Source organism: Cutibacterium sp. KB22876, from assembly GCF_059728865.1.
The window spans coordinates 2,396,145-2,413,257 of the sequence record NZ_AP040858.1; the positions used below are offsets into that span (position 1 = coordinate 2,396,145).

Annotated in this window: 11 protein-coding genes and 1 pseudogene; 3 read left to right on the plus strand and 9 right to left on the minus strand. The window is 62.5% G+C overall.

The features are described 5' to 3' along the window. Positions 1–10: 10 nt before the first annotated feature. The 3 genes from lysX to AC6I1W_RS10930 all read right to left on the minus strand — a co-directional run bounded on the left by lysX (position 11) and on the right by AC6I1W_RS10930 (position 5,712). Positions 11–3,256 carry a bifunctional lysylphosphatidylglycerol synthetase/lysine--tRNA ligase LysX gene (gene lysX, locus AC6I1W_RS10920; protein ID WP_493536957.1) on the minus strand — a complete coding sequence of 1,082 codons (3,246 nt, stop codon included), beginning with the start codon at positions 3,254–3,256 and terminating at the stop codon, positions 11–13. Between the two features lie 261 nt (positions 3,257–3,517). Then, positions 3,518–4,795 (minus strand): hypothetical protein, encoded by a 1,278-nt coding sequence (locus tag AC6I1W_RS10925; RefSeq protein ID WP_171048549.1) that lies wholly within the window; start codon positions 4,793–4,795, stop codon positions 3,518–3,520. A 98-nt stretch (positions 4,796–4,893) separates the two neighbouring features. Beyond that, on the minus strand, positions 4,894–5,712 hold the full coding sequence (locus AC6I1W_RS10930; protein ID WP_021107701.1) for an Fpg/Nei family DNA glycosylase: 819 nt from the start codon (positions 5,710–5,712) through the stop codon (positions 4,894–4,896). A 97-nt stretch (positions 5,713–5,809) separates the two neighbouring features. Here AC6I1W_RS10930 and AC6I1W_RS10935 point away from each other — a divergent pair, with 97 nt between their 5' ends. Next, positions 5,810–6,049, plus strand: coding sequence for a hypothetical protein (locus tag AC6I1W_RS10935; RefSeq protein ID WP_065673362.1), 240 nt, complete (start codon positions 5,810–5,812; stop codon positions 6,047–6,049). On the opposite strand, the gene AC6I1W_RS10940 is transcribed toward AC6I1W_RS10935, so the two are convergent. Further along, entirely contained in the window at positions 6,038–6,511 is a 474-nt protein-coding gene (locus AC6I1W_RS10940) for a ribose-5-phosphate isomerase (protein ID WP_016665831.1), read from the minus strand. The two genes, AC6I1W_RS10935 and AC6I1W_RS10940, sit on opposite strands and share 12 nt — an antisense overlap. A 71-nt stretch (positions 6,512–6,582) precedes the next feature. Here AC6I1W_RS10940 and AC6I1W_RS10945 point away from each other — a divergent pair, with 71 nt between their 5' ends. Further along, positions 6,583–7,872, plus strand: a complete 1,290-nt coding sequence (locus tag AC6I1W_RS10945) for a GNAT family N-acetyltransferase (protein WP_065673363.1) — start codon at positions 6,583–6,585, stop codon at positions 7,870–7,872. A gap of 100 nt (positions 7,873–7,972) precedes the next feature. Here AC6I1W_RS10945 and ligA read toward each other — a convergent pair whose 3' ends face one another. The 3 genes from ligA to AC6I1W_RS10960 form a co-directional block, all read right to left on the minus strand. Next, positions 7,973–10,195 (minus strand): NAD-dependent DNA ligase LigA, encoded by a 2,223-nt coding sequence (gene ligA / locus AC6I1W_RS10950; protein WP_117188606.1) that lies wholly within the window; start codon positions 10,193–10,195, stop codon positions 7,973–7,975. Positions 10,196–10,312: 117 nt separating this feature from the next. Further along, positions 10,313–11,887 (minus strand): histidine-type phosphatase, encoded by a 1,575-nt coding sequence (locus AC6I1W_RS10955; protein WP_117188604.1) that lies wholly within the window; start codon positions 11,885–11,887, stop codon positions 10,313–10,315. A gap of 125 nt (positions 11,888–12,012) precedes the next feature. Next, entirely contained in the window at positions 12,013–12,615 is a 603-nt protein-coding gene (locus tag AC6I1W_RS10960) for a mycothiol-dependent nitroreductase Rv2466c family protein (protein ID WP_171048539.1), read from the minus strand. A gap of 172 nt (positions 12,616–12,787) precedes the next feature. Here AC6I1W_RS10960 and pepN point away from each other — a divergent pair, with 172 nt between their 5' ends. After that, entirely contained in the window at positions 12,788–15,400 is a 2,613-nt protein-coding gene (gene pepN, locus AC6I1W_RS10965; RefSeq protein ID WP_117188602.1) for an aminopeptidase N, read from the plus strand. Between the two features lie 86 nt (positions 15,401–15,486). On the opposite strand, the gene AC6I1W_RS10970 is transcribed toward pepN, so the two are convergent. Then, positions 15,487–15,669, minus strand: a complete 183-nt coding sequence (locus AC6I1W_RS10970) for a hypothetical protein (protein WP_065673387.1) — start codon at positions 15,667–15,669, stop codon at positions 15,487–15,489. 65 nt (positions 15,670–15,734) lie between these two features. Then, positions 15,735–16,962 (minus strand): annotated as a pseudogene (locus tag AC6I1W_RS10975) (IS110 family RNA-guided transposase). Positions 16,963–17,113 lie beyond the last annotated feature (151 nt).

Below are 17,113 nucleotides of genomic sequence, written 5' to 3' on the forward strand. Positions count from 1 at the left end.
GTCTAGACCCTCACGAGATGCGCGGACGCACCAGTGGGAAGGCAATCGTCTCGCGAATTGATGCATTCGTCAGCATCATCACCAAACGGTCCAGGCCCATGCCCATCCCACCCGATGGCGGCATGGCGTATTCGAGAGCCTCCAGGAAGTCCTCATCGAGCTCCATGGCCTCCGGATCACCACCGGCTGCCAGCAATGACTGGGCGGTGAACCGCTCGCGCTGGATCACGGGATCGACGAGCTCGGTGTAGGCGGTACCTACCTCAGACCCGAAGATGATGAGGTCCCACTTCTCGGCCAGGCGCGGATCGTCGCGATGCTGGCGGGTCAGTGGGGAGACGTCGGTCGGGAAGTCACAGAAGAAGGTCGGCTCGACGGTGACGTGCTCGCTCAGGTGTTCGTGCAGCTCGAGGACGACGTCACCGCGGCTCCACTTCGGCATCGTCGCGATACCAAGCTTGTTGGCGTATTCGAGGAGTTTCTCCTTGGGGGTGTCGGCGGTGACCTCCTCCCCCAGTCCTCGCGAGATTCCCTCGTTGACGGTGATGACGTGCCAGTCGTCTGCCAGGTCGATCTCGTGCTCAACGCCCTTGCGGTCGCACCCTCGGATCACGGTGTGACCGATAGCGTTGCGCGCCGCTGCCAGGATCATCGCGCGCGTGAGATGACGCATCTGCACGTAGTCGCCATAGGCCTGGTAGGCCTCCAACATCGTGAACTCGGGGTTGTGCGTGGCGTCAGCTCCCTCGTTACGGAAGTTCCGGCCGATTTCGAAGACTCGTCCAGCTCCGCCAACCATGAGCCTCTTGAGGTAGAGCTCCGGGGCAATGCGCAGGTAAAGGTCCAGATCGTAAGCGTTGATGTGGGTGCGGAACGGCCGGGCATTCGCGCCACCATGGATCGTCTGCAGAATCGGGGTCTCGACCTCGATGTAATCGTGACTCAGCAGGGTTTCTCGCACCGCACGAATGGCGTTCGAGCGAGCCCTCAACTGATCACGAGCGCCCGGGTTGACAATGAGATCGAGGTAACGCTGCCGAACCTTCGCCTCAGGGTCGTTGAATCCCGACCGCCGCGACGGCAATGGTCGCAGGGACTTCGCCGCCAATCGCCACGACGCCGTCTCCAAACTCAGCGTTCCATTGCGGGAAGCCCCCACGGTCCCGGATGCCACGAGGTGGTCTCCCAGAGACACCGCATGCCGGAATTCCCGAAGCCTGTCGGCTCCCAGCGAGTCACGCTCCATCACCAACTGGCAGGACCCGGTCCAGTCGAACAGATCGACGAAGATGACACCGCCGTGATCGCGGCAGGCACCGATCCGCCCGGAGACCGTCATCTCCTGACCGGTCAGCTCGACGATGACGTCGCCAGGACGGTGATCGGGCTTGCAGTCGGGAGGGTATGCCTCCGCCCCGGACTCGAGGAGCCGCTCACGCGTGGCCATCCGGGTACGAACCTGCTCCGGGAGCCGCCGCTGAAGAAGAGTGGGAGTGCGTTCCTCAGCCAGAAATTCCGCGATCTCGGGGTGACCGCTAATCGAGTAAATCGGCTGGGGCGGCGGCTCCACCGGGTAGATCCAACTCGGAATGTCGAGCTGGCCCTCGGCAATACCCATCGCCACACCGATCTGCGCCAGGTCAGAAGTATCGGTGAAGTTGAGGTAGCGGGTCTGCCAGCTCGGCTTGTACTTCACGTTGGAGCGGTAGAGCTGCTCGATCTGGAACCACTTCGACGCAACGAGCACAAGCCAGCGGTTGAGACGACGCACCGGGGAAGCACCGACGCGGGCACCCTCCTCGATCGCCTCGCGAAAGACCGCGAAGTTCATCGACACGCGCCTGATACCAATCTCCGGTCCGGCAGCCATGAGACCGGCGACCATGAGCTCGGTGACTCCGTTGTCGGCTCCGTCCAGGTCACGACGCATGACGTCCAGGGACAATCCGTCATTGCCCCAAGGGGTGAAGGAGAGAATTCCTGCCGTCTGGCCAGCACGCGGACCGTCGTCGGGGTACAGCGCCTCCACCATGACGCATCGCCCGTCGAGCGGGTCTCCCAGACGGGAAAGAGCCATTGAAAACCCTCGCTCGTCACCATTCTGACGCCATTTGTCAGTGAGGTCGATGAGCCCCTGAAGCTCCTGCGGGTCGATGTCTTCATGACGACGCACTCGGGTGGTGTACCCCATTGCGCGCAACTTGGTGACGGTGTGGCGGACCGGCTTGAGGTCGGGGTCATCGAGGCTAAACGCGGCGGGAGAGATGATGGCCTCGTCGCCGATGCGCATGGCCTTGAGTCCGGCCTGGGTCCATGCCATCGCACCTTCCTCAGAAGTGCCGATGACGGCCGGAACCCAACCATAAGTGTGAGCGACGTCAAGGAATGCCTCAATGGCACCGGGCCACTGATCCACTGGGCCGACGGGATCCCCCGAGGCCAGTGCGACCCCTGTTTCGGTTCGATAGCACACTGCCGCATGGCTGTTTCGCGAGAACACGACGGCCTTGTCACGACGCAGTGCGAAATAGCCGAGGGAGTCCGCCGGATTTTCCTCGAGGAGCCGACGCAGGCGCAGCTCATCGGACAGGCTCATCATGGCGATGTTGCGCTGAGATCGCAGCATGACGACAAGAGCGGCCACCAGCACGAGGGCGAGAAGGAAGGAGATCACTTCCTGCACCCAGTGCGGAGACGTGGGAGCAGGTGCAATTTCGGCACCATTTCCGCGAATGATCCGACCGACAATGCGCACCAACCGGTTACGAGGCCGTCCGACACCACCGGTCAGGGAGACCAGCAACCAGCCAATAAAGCCGGTCGCCAACAGCCCGCCAATGAGGACGGCGATGGCCTTGCCGAGATTGGTCCGAACTGTGTGTGCCGCAAAGTCCTTTCGATGAGTCAGCAGGGCGACGAGGATCCAGCCGACTGAGAAGACGTTGAACAGATACCCCGCGAGATCGAGGTCATTGAAGGTGTCCGTCGGGCCACCCATGATGACCTCGGCAACAACAACGACGAAAAACGTGGCCGCAACGAGCCACATCAGCCCGAAGAGGATGATGCTCACCCACCAGGCGAATCTCTTGCGCCTCGACAGCGCATCCGCCAGCACCACCAGGACGACGGCCCCCGCCCAACCGAAACCGTCGATCGGGAAGATGAACACCGAGAACAGGTTGTTCGCGACTCCAACCCACGTCGTGCGGCTGAAGACCAGGCGCAGCACGATGAGGAGGACGGCAACATTCATCAATCGCGGTATGACGACAACCGGCATCGACCTCGGATTCGGGGTCGACTGCGAACCGGATCGCGTCCGGGCTGTCGTTGCTGCTCGCGTCTCAGGTACGAAATGGGACGAAGTCACGTCCCAACTGTGCCACGTGCCGCGGACACAACCAGAACCTCATTCGCTGCACAGCCGTTCTTGCCTACTGAAAATGGCACAACCGAGGCAAAATGAGACTTTTCCAACGGATTCATGATCCTGACAAATCTCGTTTCGGCGACATCACCATGTCAGGAGAGCCAGATCCTCGTCGTCCAGATGCTCACTGACGAGGAGGCGTCGCAACGTCCGCTGGCGCAATTCCCCCACCCGGGGCGAGCCGAACGAACTCGTCAGCTCCTCTGGCCACACCGTCGTCATGGCATGAGCGAGCGCGGCCCGGCGTCTGGAGACGCGATGGCCCTGCGCGTAAAGAGGCCCGCCAGGAACGGTCGGGAGGAAAGCTCCCAGCTCCCACACGGCCTCGTCGGCATCCCGGCTCGCGCACCTGCCGGTCCAAATGGCCCTCTCGGCACGTACCAGCGGGTCTTCCCCCTCGCCCGAGACGACATTGACCCACACGTGTTCGGGCACCAACGTCGCCAGCTCGGCCGAGGCGATACAGCGGGACATGAACGTTCCCGGCTCGTCCAATGACAGTTCCCACAACCGGCGCAATCCCTCGTCGCGCAGTTCGGAATCACTCATGCGATGGCCCAGCCTGAATGCTGCACAGCAGGTGAGAAGCCGAGCAACGTGATCATCAGCAGAACCGAACGGCCGTGACAAGACATTCTCGAGGCCCTCAACAGCCATCTCCAGAGCGGAAAATGGTGCGACCCTCATACCAACTGCACTCATGAGGAGCCACATCTGTGGTCCAGTGACGGTACGTGGGTCAAAACCGGAAAGAATCTCGTCGACCCGTGCGCCCACAGCCGTGGCCAGATCGGGTGACCAACCGATCAACACTCGGGTGGCTCCCCTGGACTCATGAATTGCCAGGTCATGCGCCCCCACCGGCAGCGGGCCAATCGTCTCGCTGGTGTGTTCGGCCCCATCGACGAGAATGCCCGCATCGGGGGTGTGACACACCATCTCTTCGGGCTGATCGACAATGGTCTCGGCTGGCAACCACGCAGGAAGGGAGCCCAGCGCCTCCCCGATGTCGTCCGTGAGCCGACCACGCCACAACGCCATCCGGGAATTGCCCGGGGCCAGGGCAATCTCGCTGCCAAGGAGGCTGACGCCCTCGTCCACCGCGCATGAATCCCCCATGTCTTGCCGCCAAACCATGAGTGCCGGATGCTCGTCGCGGCATGTTCTGGTGACGACGAGGCCGTGAGCCCCAGCCGCCCACACAGCAGCAGGGAGCGGATCGTCAGGGATCCAGATCGGACCGGGAACCGTCATTTCCGCAGTGTCGATGCCAGGAGGCATGGTGATTCCGGCAATGAGCTCGACCTCGTCGGATTGGCGTAGCCGGGCGGACAGCACCGCCCCGCACGGGTGAGTCCACATCCACGAAGAATCGTCGGCGGACTCCTGGCATGACACCAGGGTCCACGGCTGACCGACGCTGATGTGGCTCATCTTGACCTCCAGACCTGACTCAACCGTCAGTGATGCCGACGTTGGCACCGTGGGCACCAGAACAGGTGACGCCCTCCCCGTACGACCATCTTCACCGGCGTGTTGCACACCAGACATGGCTGGTTCTCTCGTCGGTAGACGTAGACCTCGCCACCGTGGCGATCAACGCGGGGCGGTCGCCCCATCGCCTCCGGGGTGTGCTCTGGCTGGACGGTATCGATGCGTCCTGCCTCGACCCCGGCGCGCATGAGCATGACCAGATCATCCCACATTGCCCGCCATGTCGAGCGGGAAATCTGCTTGCCAGGGGTCGCTGGATCGATCCGATGCCGGAAGAGGACCTCGGCTCGGTAGATGTTGCCAACCCCTGCTGCAATCTTCTGGTCCAACAACAGGTCACTGATCCGGCGGGAGGACCGTCGCACCTTGTGCCAGGCAATCTCGGGATCTGCGTCGTCACGAATGGGGTCTGGACCGATCGTGGCCGCGACCACCGCCCAGTCATCGTCATTGATGAGTTCGCAGGTCTGGGGCCCGCGCAGGTCCGCAGCCGTGACTCCGTCGGTAATGCGCAATCTGACTTGTCCGACCACCGGAACTGATGGCCCCACCGCAAGCTTCCCGATGAGCCCCAGGTGGATATGGAGCAGGTGGTCGTCACGATGATTGTCGAAATCGATGACAAGGTGCTTGCCCCGTGCCTGGGCCGACGCCAACACCGTTCCGTCGAGCATGGCTGCGGACTCGGCGAAACGGCCTTGTGGCGAGGTGACCTCGACCGGTTCTCCGGCGAAGGCGGTACCGATGGCGTTGGCAAGACGATGGATGACGTGGCCTTCGGGCACAGACGGTTGTCCTCTCGAGGTCGATGAGATGGCGAGGTAATCGCGGAAATCGTGGATTGATGAGTACGGCGACGAGTACTTGAGGCAGGATGGTCACATGAATGCCCCTGGCCACGGCAAACACCGACACACCCACGACCACGGACGCGGCCGTGGACCCATTCTCGATGGAGACCGCGCCATGAGGGCACGGGAACTCGCCGAGCAATCAGAGCCCGCCGCTGACTCCCAGATGCCCGATCCGGGTCAGGAATGGCCGACCGTGCTAGCGCATCTTCGTCGTCGAGCCACCGCCAGTACGGTCAAGGAGTCTGATGAGGTCGGTTCAGCCCAGTGAGCCCTCGTCCTCCCAACGCGTGAGCTTGTCAATACGACGCTGGTGACGATCCTCGTGGGAAAAGTCCGTCGTCAGGAAGGTCTCGACGATCTTCCAAGCCTCCTCGTGGGTCTGCATCCGGCCCCCCAAGGAGACGACGTTGGCGTCATTGTGAAGACGGGCCAGCTCGGCAATCTCGACGGTGTAGGCCAGCGCAGCACGAATTCCCTTGACCTTGTTGGCCGCGATCTGCTCGCCATTTCCCGAGCCGCCCAGAACGACGCCCAGGGAACCAGGCTCAGCCACCACGGCCTGAGCGCACGGAATGCAGTAGTCCGGGTAGTCGTCGAGGGAATCATAGGTCGACGCGCCATGGTCGACGACCTGATATCCGGCCTCGGTCAGCTTGCCGACGAGGAACTCCTTGAGCTCGAAGGCCGCGTGATCAGTACCAATATGAACGTGTGAAGGCTTGAAGGTCATGGTTCAATCATGGCACCAACCTCCAGCCCGTTGGCTGCTCAGGAGGGATCAACTCCGCTAGCGTGAGGGGTATGGTTGAAAGCACCTCATCCGTTCAGGTCCCCGACCCCTACCGCTTGGAGCTCGTCACCAGCGACGGTTCCCGCAGTGACGAGGTCGACAATGTGGTACGCGCCGTGGCACTGGGTTTCCACCTGGCACAACCATCCGACGCCGAGCTCGAGCACTACGCCACCTGTGTCGAGGGTGAACGGTTGTGGACGATTCGGCAGCCTGACCCCGATCCGGAGTTCCCGGGTCTCCCGGTCGCCACGATGGCCGCGTACCCCAGCACCATCAACACCGGACACGGTCATCTCGAACCAGCCACCTTCATCACCGACGTGACCGTGCGCGCCAGCCACCGCCGCCGCGGGCTGCTTCGCACCCTCATGACGAATGCCCTCACCCGGTCCATGGAGGAGGGCCTGCCTTTCGCCGCACTGACAGCCACCGAGGGAAGCATCTACGGACGCTTTGGCTACGGCATCTCGACTCGAGCTCAGAACGTCGAGATCATTGCGGATGGTCGGTTCAAGCTCAACCACGAACCGAGCGGAACTGTGTCGATGGCCGATCCGCTGGCCATCGATGATCTGCGCCTCAAGGTGTTCTCCGAATTCCATCAGGCCCATCGTGGTTCCCACAACCGCCAGCCCTGGCATGTCGATTTCTCCTCCGGGCGCTGGAGCTCCCAGAAGGGCGGTCCCAACCGTCGAATCCGTTCGATCGTCCACCGCAATGACGAGGGAGAGCCTGATGGCGTCGTGTCTTACGAGATCGACAAGGACTTCGGCTCACAGATCACCGTCGTTGACATGGTGGCAACCACCCCGAACGCCGAGGTGGCTCTGTGGGAGTTCCTGGCCTCCGTCGACCTCATCGAGACGATCAAGGCACCGCAGGTCGATCCCGCCACGCCGCTGCCGTGGGCGGTCGAGGACCCGAGGGTGGTCACGTTCACCCGTCACACTGATCTCGGGTGGCTGCGCATCCTTGACGTCGACCGGGCGATGGCAGTGCGAGGTTGGGATCACCAAGGCTCAGTGACCTTCCACGTCACCGACTCGATGGGCTACGCCGAGGGTACGTGGCGTGTCGACGTGGATGCCCCGGGGGCACCGGCCACGGTGACTCGGGTCGACGATTTCACCGATGCTGCAACTCTCGATGTGGCTGCCCTCGGATCGCTGTACTTCGGCATGGGACGTGGATTCTCGCTGGCCGCCGCCCACCGCATCACCGGTACTGACGAGCAGATCGCGGCGGTCGACCGAATGTTCTCAACCGTCGACGTGGCTCACAACATCTCGGAGTTCTGAGCCCTCATCTCGACAACATGGGCCGGGCGCTCATGCCCGGCCCACATGTATGTCCTACCAGCTGTGTCCTTCCCGCGTGGCGACCCGGGAAGATCGACCATCATGCGACGGTTGTGATTCCCTGTGGGCCGTTTTCGAGCAGGTATTGGAATCCCACCTCGTCGAGAATCGGACGACCCAGCTCACGTGCCTTCGTCTCCTTGGACCCGGCGTTCTCTCCCACCACGACGTAGTCAGTCTTCTTCGACACTGATCCGGCGGCCTTGCCTCCTCGGGAAACGATGGCTTCCTTGGCCTCGTCACGGGTGAATCCCTCCAGACCTCCCGTGACGACCACAGTCAGCCCTTCCAGGGTCTGCTCAGGTGCCTCGTTGCGATCGTCGGCCATTCGCACCCCAGCCGCAGCCCACCGGCTGACGATTTCCTGATGCCAGTCGACCTCGAACCACTGCTGGACTGATTCCGCAATGATCTCGCCGACCCCGTCGATCCCGGCGAGCTCCTCCAAGGATGATTCTCGAATGGCCGGGATCGAACCGAAGTGGGTGGCCAGAGCCCGGGCCGCCGTCGGACCAACGTGACGGATCGACAATGCCACCAGCACCCGCCACAGGGGCTGGGACTTGGCCTTGGTCAACTCGTCGAACATCTTCCTGGTCGTGGCAGTCGGAACGGAGGGCTTCTTCGTTGTCGGCTTCGTGAAGAAGTAAGGCTCGAGCTGCCAGGGCCCCAACTTCCCGCGCACCTTCCGACGACGCCACACCTTGACCTCGGCCAGGTCGTCGGGCTGTAGGTCGAAGAGCCCTGCTTCTGAGTTGAGCACCGGGACCTGCCGGTCCGGAAGCCCCTCGGCAACCTCACCCTCATCCGGTCGCTGATTCTCCGGGTCGACCAGAGCGATGGCGGCTTCCCATCCGAGCGCCTCGACATCGAGGGCGCCGCGTGACGCCAGCCCGAAAACACGCTCCCGCAGTTGAGAAGGGCATTCCTTGGCGTTCGGGCAGCGAAGATCCTTGTCACCGTCCTTTTCGTACGCTAGCTCAGCGCCGCAGCTGGGGCAGTGATCGGGCATAACGAACTCCCGCTCCGAACCGTTACGCAACTCGACAACCGGGCCCAAGATCTCGGGAATGACGTCGCCGGCCTTGCGCAATACCACGGTGTCTCCGATGAGGATTCCCTTGCGCTTGACCTCGAAGGCGTTGTGGAGGGTGGCCATCTCGACAGTCGATCCCGCAACGGTCACCGGCCTCATGACCCCGTACGGCGTGACGCGGCCCGTTCTTCCGACATTGACACGAATGTCGAGAAGTTCGGTATTGACCTCCTCCGGCGGGTACTTGTACGCGATGGCCCACCGGGGAGCTCGAGAAGTTGCACCAAGCTTGCGTTGCAGAGAGACATCATCGACCTTGACCACCACACCGTCGATCTGGTGGGAGGCCTCATCACGCGACTCTCCCCAGGAAGTGACGAACTCATGCACCTGCTCGGCGTTCTCGACGATCTTGAGGTACGGCGACACCGGCAAGCCCCATTCGGCGAGCTTGTCGTACGCGTGTCCCTGGCTGGGAAACTCATGTCCTTCAACGGTGCCAATCCCGTGAACGATCATCGACAGGGGACGTGAAGCCGTCACCCGCGAATCCTTCTGTCGCAACGATCCCGCGGCCGCGTTACGAGGATTGGCGAAGGGATTCTTGCCAGCCTCGACGAGAGCGGCGTTGAGGTCTGCAAAGTCGGCGACCGGGAAGAAGACCTCACCTCGTACCTCGAGCAGGCTTGGGATGTCGTCACCAGCCAGTTTCTGCGGGATCGCCTTGATGGTACGGACGTTCGCAGTGACGTCCTCACCGATACGACCGTCGCCACGGGTGGCCCCCGAGACGAGTTCACCATCGCGATACACGAGATCGACGGCAAGACCATCAATCTTGAGCTCGCACAGGAAATCCGGGACGTTTCCGACGGACGTGGCGACCCTATTCATCCACTCCGAGAGCTCGTCACGGGTGAAGACGTTGTCCAGGCTCAACAGACGCTCCAGATGCTCCACCGGGGCGAAATCGGTCACCCGCTGTGGAGCTCCAACTCGCTGGGTGGGCGAATCCGGACTCCTCAACTCAGGGTGATCGTCCTCGAGCTTTTTCAGCTCAATCATGAGCTGGTCGTACTCGGCGTCGGAGATCGTTGGGGCGTCGTTGGCGTAGTAGGCGTCCTGGGCGTCCAGGATGCGTTCGGCCAGCTCAGTCCAGCGATGGCGCGCCTCAGACTCGGACTCGCTTGGCTCCAACTCATCGCCTCGGATGGGATCGTCAACCATGGTCCCATCCTTGCGCAGTTCCCATACCTGTGCATTCGGGTATCAGTCGACCTGCCTCCCACAACGAGGTGTGGTGGCCGCGGAAGCTCCGCGGCCACCGGTCCCCACAGTGGTTTTTCAGACTCCGGTGGCCGGAAGTGCCCCGGCGAAGTCTCCTGGCCTGCTCGGCGTCACGGTCGGAGCGGTGGAGGAAGGAGCCGGCGTGGTCGGGGCCGACGGCCCGTCACCAGACGGCTTAACCAACCAACCACCATCAGCAATGGAAGCACCAGTCAGGCAATGTTTGAGCTCGTCGAGAGTGTAGAAGAATGAGTTGACCGAGATCGGACGACAGCCACGTCCGAAAGTAGCCTGCTGCTCGTTGAGGAGCATCCGGACGACCTTCTGCCCTGACCCCGACTCGAAGACGTCCCACTGCACGTTGGAGGCCAGCGGAGCCACCTTGGCACCCCGCCAATCTGTGGCCTGCCAGAAATTGGTGTCCTGCGGACTGATCTGGGTACGAGATCCAGGTGCGCCGATGAGCGCCTCGAAGGGAACGAGGGTCTCAGCGTGGGCGAACCGCAAGGTCGCCGATCCCTTGGGATGGTCCTTGGTCTGCTGATCGATCTGGGCCAGGAAATCGTTAAGAAGAGGGCGGGCATTGCGATGGGCGATGTCCGATCCCTTGAAGCCGGGACCCTTCTCGGCGTAGTCCTCAGCGTCGAGGGACATCGCGAAGACATTGGCCTGGTCCTTCGTGAAGTACTTGGCGAAGTCGACCTTGGTCTCAGCAGCCATCGAGGGAGCGATGATGTACAGGTTGTACAGGTTGAGGGCCGCGTCGACGTCGTTCTTGGCCTTCTTGCCCTCGGGGGTCTCGAAGGTCCACTCCCCTGCTGCCAGTCGGTCGATGAAGTCCTTTGTATAGATCTTTTCCAGAACCTCACGGGCGGCCTTGCGAACCTCCGGACGCGAATTCACCGCATCGACGTAATCAGAGAGTTCCTTGCTGTCCTGGTACTCCTTGTAAGCCTTGTAGTCCGGGTTCGACTTGTCCTTGTGGAAGTACAGCGTCTTGGTGTCGGCCTCAATGGCGCGTGACATATGCCCGCTCATCTGCGGGGCACCATGGAGCAATCCAGTGACAAAGTCGTATCCGGACTCCGCAGCACGCGGTTCTCCCGAGGACTCCACGACGACCGTGTTGTCTTCCCCGTTGAAGATCTCGGGCATCCGGTGGGCCAGACGCTCACCCAGTTGACGATGCTGATCAGCTCCCACCCGGGTGAGGTTGCCGTACCCCCTCTCGAGCTTGTTGCCCTTGCTGAGCTCAACTCCGTCGGCCTCCATGTGGGCCCAGGTGCCCTCGTTGCCGAGATTTTCATTGGCCTCATGAAGTTTCATGGCCTGGGCGTGAACATCCTGGCCGAGGGGAGTCACAGCTCCCAACTCATTGGCCTTTTCCCAGATCGCCATCGTCAGAGCGTCGTACTTGAAGCTCGACAGGCCACGAGAGCCGTGACGGGCAACGACCTGGGTGTTGACGCGGTGGAATCCGACGGGCGGGGCCTGCAGGGCGCCACCGGAATAGCGATACGGAGTCTTCGTCGACAGCGAGTCGTCGGTGTCAGCATGAGCAATTGGCGCACAGGTGATGGCCAGACACCCGACAGCCATGGCGCCAAGAACACGGAAAGGTCTGGAAGGCATGGTGTGCTCCCGAGAAGATCGATCAGTTTGGCCATACCCTCGCTGATTCGGACGTCACCTCCATGTACGGCAGGTGACGCCCGATCAACGTTTCAATGACCTTCCGGGGACAGCTCCAGAGGGGATCAGTCCAGGATCGGTCCAACGGTACGGGTCCGCTTCAGCTCGAAGAAACCGGGGTAGGCCGTCACCTTCTCGAACCCGTCGAAGAGCTCTCCGGCCTCCTCACCCCTGGGAGCCGGAGACATCACCGGACCGAAGAGCGCCATGCCGTTGATATGGAGAACAGGGGTACCGACATCCTGTCCGACCGGATCCATGCCTTTGTGATGCGAAGCGCGCATGGCCTCGTCGAACTCACCCTTGCCAGCACGATCCGCGATGGACTCGTCGTAGCCGCTCTCCACCAACGCTGCCTTGACGGTCTCGATGCTGCGCTCCTCCTTGCCAAGGTGGTAGCGGGTTCCAAGGGCGGTGTAGAAATCACGAACAGCCTCCTGTCCATGCACCTCGACGACGCCAGTGGCAGCCTGAGCGCCGATCCACGCCTTGTCCATCTCGGCACGATAGTCGTCCGGCAGATCACGTCCTTCATTGAGGACGGCCAGGCTCATGACGTGGAAGACGGTATGGACGTCACGAACCTTCTCCACCTCGAGCATCCAGCGCGACGTCATCCACGCCCAGGGGCAGGACGGGTCAAACCAAAAATCAACTGTTGTGGTCATGGCACCAGCCAACCGCACGCGCCCGCGCACGCAAAGACTGACCCCGTCATTGTTCGCGTAAGGCGCAGTAATGACGCGAGATACAGTTCCCGCTTAACGAGACAGCGAAAGGCAAGAACCGATAGAGTTTCATGGGAATTGTTGGGTGCTTTTGTGCGCCCTTAACTAACATATGTTCCACGGAGGCATGATGAGTTCGGTCAACATCACTCGTGAGGAGGCGCAGCAGCGCTCCCAGGTCATCACGGCGCACAACTCCAAGGTGCTCGTTGATCTTTCTGGACGTGACCCCAACGGCGATCCGCTCGCCGAGCCGACCGAAACCTTCGTCTCCTCGTCAACCATCGAGTTTTCGTCGACCGGCGGCGAGAGTCATCTTGACCTCATTGCTGACGGTGTCTACGCTGCAGATCTCGACGGCACCCCGCTGGATCCGGCTGCATTCTCGAATAATCGTTTCCCGTTCACCACGGAAGCGGGAACTCACGAAATCACGGTCACGGCGCTGTGCCGCTACTCCCATTCGGGTGAAGGCCTGCATCGTTTCGTCGACCCTGCTGACGGCAAGGTTTACCTCTACACCCAGTTCGAGATTGCTGATGCCAGGCGTATGTACGCTGATTTCGAGCAGCCCGATCAAAAGATGACATTCGAACTGCAGGTCATCGCTCCGACTGGTTGGACCGTCGTCTCGAACTCCCCGACCCCAGAGCCGACGGAAGGCCCCTGGGAAGGGATGTCACGGTGGTCTTTTGAGCCCACCCTTCCAATTTCGACATATCTGACAGCCCTTGTCGCCGGCGAGTACCACGTCGATCACGGAACCATTCACACATTGTCCGGCGAAATGGACGCCGACATTCTGTGCCGTCAGTCAATGAAGGAACACCTCGACGCCGACCGAATCCGCACCACCACACAACGTGGATTTGAGGTTTACGAGTCTGAATTCGGCTACCCGTACCCATTCGGCAAGTACACCCAGTCCTTCGTGCCGGAATTCAACGCCGGGGCCATGGAGAACGCTGCCTGCGTCACTCACCGTGACGACCTGCTGTTCCGTTCCCGCGTTACCTCGGCCGCCTACGAGAACCGCGACAACACCATCCTTCACGAGCTCGCTCACATGTGGTTCGGCGATCTCGTCACCATGAAGTGGTGGGACGACCTCTGGCTCAACGAGTCCTTCGCCGAGTGGGCGTCGCATCACTGTCAGGAGAAGATCGTCGAGAAGCACGGCGGCATTGACCCATGGGTCTCCTTCGCGAACCAGCGCAAGACGTGGGGTTACACCCAGGACCAGCTGCCAACCACTCACCCGATCGCCGCTGACATGGTCGATCTCGACACCGTCGAGCAGAACTTCGACGGCATCACCTACGCCAAGGGTGCCTCGACCCTGAAACAACTGGTTGCCTTCGTCGGGGAGGCCGAGTTCCTGGCCGGCGTGCGCACGTACTTTGCCCAGAACGCCTTCTCGAACACTGAGCTCAAGGATCTCCTCCATCAGCTCCAGGTGGCGTCGGGACGCGATTTGTCGTCCTTCACCGAGCAGTGGCTGCGCATCCCAGGGGTCAACACCGTCCGTCCGGACTATGACGTCGATGAGAACGGCAACTTCACCCGCTTCGACATCGTACAAACGGCCATCGAGAAGTACCCCACCCTACGGACCCATCGTCTGGGCATCGGCATCTACACACTGACCGACGGCAAGCTCGTCCGGACCGAACGCCTCGACGTTGACATCCATGACGAGCGCACCCCGATTGCCGCCCTCGTCGGACATTCCCGCGGTGATCTGGTCCTGCTGAACGACGGTGACCTGACCTACGCGAAGGTCCGTCTGGATGATCACTCGATGGCCACCCTCATCGAGCACATCGACGCCCTGTCCGATCCGCTGGCCCGCGCATTGTGCTGGAGTTCCGCCTGGGACATGTGCCGCGACGCCGAGATGAAGGCCCAGGACTACGTCACCCTGGTTGGCAAGGGGCTTCCCAGCGAGACAGATCTCACGGCCGTCACCTCCCTCCTTCGCCAGGCCACCACCGCCGCGATCTCATACACCACTCGTGAGGCTCGCCAGGATGTGCGCGATCATCTCGTTGCGATCTCGGCGGCGGGACTGCGTGACGCCGAGCCCGGCTCGGACCATCAGGTGGCCTACGCCAACGGTCTGGCCGCTGCTGCCACGAAGGACGCCGCTGACCTGCTCGAGGGGTGGCTGAATGGCGAAGAGGTGCCAGAGGGCCTCGACATCGATCAGGGAGTGCGTTGGCGTCTCCTCATCGCCCTGGCCGGTATGGGCCGAGTCGGCGAACCGGAGATCACTGCCGAATTGCAGCGTGACAACACCATCTCGGGATCGGAGCAGGCAACTGGCGCTCGCGCCGCGATGCCCACGGCCGAGGCGAAGCAGGCTGCTTGGCAGCGCGCCACCACCGACGACTCGGTGCCCAACGAGACCTACCGGCAGCTCGTCAGCCAGTTCATTCAGCCTGATCAGGCCGAGGCGCTCTCGCAGTACGTCGATCCCTACCTCGAGCTGTGCAAGTCCATCGACTCCCGCGACGGCCAGTGGGCCAAGGCCGGTCACGCCCAGGTCCAGAACGCCCTGATGTGGCTCTTCCCGAGCACCGAGGTCATCGACGAGGCTTGGCTCGACAAGCTCGATGGCTGGGTTTCCGACAACAACCCGGGCAGCACTGTGCGACGCGTTCTTGCCGAGCGCGCCGACAACGCTCGCCGCACCCTGCGTTGCCAGGAGGCCAGCCGTCACTGAGCTGTGACGCATGAATGCGGCCCCGAACCAGCCGGTTCGGGGCCGCATTCGTCCTCGTGCTCAGCACTCAGGCTGCGTGACGAGGATCAGTCCGAGTTCTTGCCGCCGCGTCCCTTGGCAAAATGGACTCCCCAACCAATGAGGGTGAACAGGACAGCCGTGGCGATCGGCCACACGACACACAACATGAGTAGGTGCACGGAGCTGAATTCGGCTTCGGGCCAGCCAGGCAGGGTTTTCATGGGCACAAGGGCCACCGCATCGATCATGGGCTCAGCGTAGCGTCTTCGCACCAGTTTTGGACCGACCTTGGGGGGTGTCCCTATGTTCCCCGTCAAGCGGCGAGGGGCAGGGGTGATGGCTCTCGCGTTGGGGTGGGGGCCCGGTAGGGCTCCCGGTTCTTGAGCATGGCGAACAGGACATCACAGCGTCGGCGTGACAAGCAGATGAGGGCGGCGTTGTGCTTCTTGCCCTGGGCTCGTTTGCGGTCGTAGTAGGCCTTGGAGGTGGGGTCTGAGCGCAGTGCGGCGAAGGCGGACAGGAACAGGGCTCGTTTGAGGTGTTTGTTGCCAGAGCGGGCGGGAAACTCGCCGCGGATGCTGGTTCCGGATCGTCGGGTGACTGGGGCGAGTCCGGCGTAGGCGGCGAGGTGTCCGGCGGTGGGGAATTGGGAGGCGTCGCCGACGTCGAGCAGGATCCGTGCTGCGGTCCTGACCCCGACGCCTGGCATCGAGGTCAGGACCTCGGCAAGAGGGTGAGCATCAACAACCTGTTCGATCTGCGCCGCGAGTGCGTGTCGCTGGTCCAGCGTCTGGCGCAGCGATGCAGCGAGTTGGGGGCAGGACCTGCTCGGCTGCGGCGGTTCCGGCAACGATGACGGTCTGCTCGGCCAGGGCGGTGGTGATGGCATCGGCGAACTCTTGGGCGCCGCGCGGGTAGGCCTTGCTGATGACCCGCAGCAGCTTGGACTTCGACGCAGCGGCCATGGCCTGGGGCCCGCCGAGCTGCTCGATCACCGCGAGGCCTTGCTTGGTGGTCAACCGGGGTCCGACAACGCGTTCCAGGGCCGGGTGGATCTGGGTGAGCAATCCTCGGATGCGGTTCGACAGCCGGGTCGCTTCGGCGGCGAGGTCCTCGTCGAACCCGACCAACACCTTCAGCTCCGCGAGGGTTTCCTCGCCGGCGTCGACCCGGCGCAGGGTGTGGGGCATGGTCCTCGCGGTGTCGGCGATGACGAACGCGTCGCGGGCGTCGGTCTTGGCGTTGCCCGGGTAGAGGTCTGCTGCGCGGCGCATGGCCAGCCCGGGCAGGTAGGCGACCTGGATTCCCATGGACCGGGCGACCGCGATGGGTAGTGCTCCGATTGTGTTCGGCTGGTCAACGATCACCAGGACCCGGCCATGGGTCTGGAGCTTGTCGAAGAGTTCCTCGAGGCGCTTCTGGTCCTGGGGCAGGGGCTTGTCGAAGACCTTCCGGCCAGCAGCATCCAATGCGCAGGCGTGGTGGCCGGTCTTGCCAACGTCCAGCCCGCACCAGATGTCGAAGCCGCTGTCCTGATTCATGACAACCGCCATCCTTCCATCCCGAGATGAACGGTCGCCCGGGTGGTGATGCATCAGCTGCCGGCACCCACGTTACGAAGAGACCTTTGAAGCAGGCCGTGTCCCTATCAGCGGTCGGCTGGCGCCACCAAGCCCGGTGACAACACCCCCC

Excerpts from the sequence above, each read along its gene's own strand:
- lysX (WP_493536957.1), bottom strand. The coding sequence starts at position 3,256 with ATGAATGTTGCCGTCCTCCTCATCGTGCTGCGCCTGGTCTTCAGCCGC.
- AC6I1W_RS10925 (WP_171048549.1), bottom strand. The coding sequence starts at position 4,795 with ATGTGGACTCACCCGTGCGGGGCGGTGCTGTCCGCCCGGCTACGCCAA.
- AC6I1W_RS10935 (WP_065673362.1), top strand. The coding sequence starts at position 5,810 with ATGAATGCCCCTGGCCACGGCAAACACCGACACACCCACGACCACGGA.
- AC6I1W_RS10940 (WP_016665831.1), bottom strand. The coding sequence starts at position 6,511 with ATGACCTTCAAGCCTTCACACGTTCATATTGGTACTGATCACGCGGCC.
- AC6I1W_RS10945 (WP_065673363.1), top strand. The coding sequence starts at position 6,583 with ATGGTTGAAAGCACCTCATCCGTTCAGGTCCCCGACCCCTACCGCTTG.
- ligA (WP_117188606.1), bottom strand. The coding sequence starts at position 10,195 with ATGGTTGACGATCCCATCCGAGGCGATGAGTTGGAGCCAAGCGAGTCC.
- AC6I1W_RS10955 (WP_117188604.1), bottom strand. The coding sequence starts at position 11,887 with ATGCCTTCCAGACCTTTCCGTGTTCTTGGCGCCATGGCTGTCGGGTGT.
- AC6I1W_RS10960 (WP_171048539.1), bottom strand. The coding sequence starts at position 12,615 with ATGACCACAACAGTTGATTTTTGGTTTGACCCGTCCTGCCCCTGGGCG.
- pepN (WP_117188602.1), top strand. The coding sequence starts at position 12,788 with ATGTTCCACGGAGGCATGATGAGTTCGGTCAACATCACTCGTGAGGAG.
- AC6I1W_RS10970 (WP_065673387.1), bottom strand. The coding sequence starts at position 15,669 with ATGATCGATGCGGTGGCCCTTGTGCCCATGAAAACCCTGCCTGGCTGG.